Origin of the sequence: Streptomyces sp. FH025 (assembly GCF_017427025.1) — a bacterium.
Classification (GTDB): Bacteria; Actinomycetota; Actinomycetes; order Streptomycetales; family Streptomycetaceae; genus Kitasatospora.
Genome location: NZ_JAFLNG010001237.1, coordinates 1 through 1,021, shown reverse-complemented (window position 1 = coordinate 1,021; position 1,021 = coordinate 1). Strand labels below are relative to the sequence as shown.

At 73.1% G+C, this 1,021-nt stretch carries 1 protein-coding gene; it reads right to left on the bottom strand.

Translation table 11 applies throughout. The features are described from left to right. Positions 1-1,021, bottom strand: a 1,021-nt coding sequence (locus J0670_RS38650; RefSeq protein ID WP_207817440.1) for a chorismate-binding protein, incomplete at both ends; no start/stop codon positions are given.

Genomic DNA, 1,021 nt, shown 5'->3' with positions numbered 1-1,021 from the left:
GGCGACCTCGGACTCCGGGACGGACCGGCGCACCAGCGTGGCGCCGACCCGGACGACCAGCCGTCCGGTGGCCGGGTCGATGTCCGCGGTGCGGATGCAGATCGGCGAGTCCAGCAGCTGCCCGCCGCTCGCCGAGCGCCCGATCAGGGCGAGCGCGCCGGAGTAGTAGCCGCGCCCGCCGGGTTCGTACCGCCGGATCACCCGGGTGGCGTTCTGCACCGGGCTGCCGGTGACGGTGGCGGCGAACATCGTCTCGCGCAGCACCTCGCGGACGTCCAGGGAGGTGCGTCCGCGCAGCTCGTACTCGGTGTGGGCGAGGTGGGACATCTCCTTGAGCCGGGGGCCGAGCACCTGGCCGCCGAGGTCGCCGACCGTGCACATCATCTTGAGCTCCTCGTCGACCACCATGGTCAGCTCCTCCAGCTCCTTGGGGTCGTGCAGGAAGCGGAGCAGCGAGTCGAGGTCGGCGCCGCCGGACGGATAGCGGTAGGTGCCGGAGATCGGGTTCATCACGACGGTGCCGCCGCTCTGCCGGACGTGCACCTCGGGGGAGGCGCCGACCAGGACGCGGTCGCCGGTGTGCACCAGGAAGGTCCAGTACGCGCCGCGCTCCTGCTCCAGCAGCCGCCGGAACAGCGTGAGGGCGAGTTCCGGCCGGAAGTCCTCCAGCGTCGCGTGGAAGTCGCGCCGGATCACGAAGTTGGCGCCCTCGCCGTTGCCGATCTCGTCCTCGATCACCCGGCGCACGATCTCCGCGTACGCCTCGTCGTCCACGTCGAAGGCGCCGCCGGTGAGCGAGACCGGCAGCTGCGGCAGCGCGGCGGTGAAGGCGGCCAGCGGCAGGGCGTACTGCTCCTCGACGGCGAGCGCCCGCAGCGGGGTGCCGTCGTCGTGCGCCTCGAAGCCGCGCTCGCGGATCTGCCGGTACGGGACGAGGGCGAGCAGGTCGTGGACCGGGCCGGCCTCCGGGACGCCGTCGCGGACCGGCAGGTCGGCCAGGCGTTCGTAGCTGTCGACGGCG